The sequence below is a fragment of the Paenibacillus sp. 598K genome (assembly GCF_003851045.1).
Lineage (GTDB): Bacteria > Bacillota > Bacilli > Paenibacillales > Paenibacillaceae > Paenibacillus_D.
The window spans coordinates 4,148-5,032 of the sequence record NZ_BFBX01000053.1 but is presented as its reverse complement, the minus strand read 5'-3'; the positions used below and the strand labels follow the sequence as shown (position 1 = coordinate 5,032).

2 pseudogenes are annotated in these 885 nt (G+C 54.7%); both read right to left on the bottom strand.

What is annotated here, in order from left to right:
* A pseudogene (locus PA598K_RS16465) lies at positions 1-363 on the bottom strand (sugar ABC transporter permease); the annotation flags it as partial.
* Between the two features lie 91 nt (positions 364-454).
* Positions 455-885: pseudogene (locus PA598K_RS38000) on the bottom strand (extracellular solute-binding protein); the annotation flags it as partial.

Here is an 885-nt window from a genome sequence, read left to right as displayed (position 1 = left end):
CCAGGAGATAAAATGCGGGATGTACAGCACGGTCTGCGACAGCCGTTTGAACCAGACCACCTTCAGCTCATAGAGCAGGATCGCCAGGAACAGCGGCGCCGGGAACGAGACGATCAGATCGAGGAAATTGAGCATCAGCGTGTTGCGAAGCGCGAGGTAAAAGTCCCGCATGCCGAACACTTCCCGGAACGCCTCGAAGCCGATCCATTTGCTGCCAAGTATCCCTTGAAAGAAATTAAAGTCCTTGAAGGCTATCTGAATGCCATACATCGGACCGTATCGGAAGATCAGAAAATAAGCCAGCGGTAGCACGACAAGCGCATACAGCTGCCAATATCGCGTCATATAACTTTTGAAGCTCATGCAATCCCTCCTCAAGACGAACTGAACTTGACGTTAGATGAGAGGAAGAAGCGAGCCGCACGGATCGCTCCTTCCCTTGACTGCTGCCGGTTTAGCCGTTCAGTTCTTTGTACAACGCGGTCCGCTCGTCTAGAATCGCCTGGCCGCCATTGGACATATAGTCGTTCATCATCGTGTCGAAGACGGTGTCGAACTGGTCGGGCGCAGCCATCGTCGACTTGACGATCATCTCGTTGAACTTGTCTTGCAGGGTGGTTGCGTATTTGGTCTGCGCCTCGATCGGTCTGCCGGTGACGACCATTTCGACCGTATCGCGGTTGGCAATATCTTGCGCGAGCGCGACATCCTCCTGATAACGCGTCGGGAATTGCAGCGCGCGCGCTTTCATATTGTCCTCCTCGCTGCCGAGCTGCTTGCCGTTGGAGATAATCGCCATGTCGCCGCTGATGAACAGACGGTCGATCGCTTCCTGGGTTGGATTTTCCAGCGCCACCGGGATGCCGTCCTGGAGCGTGAAGTTCT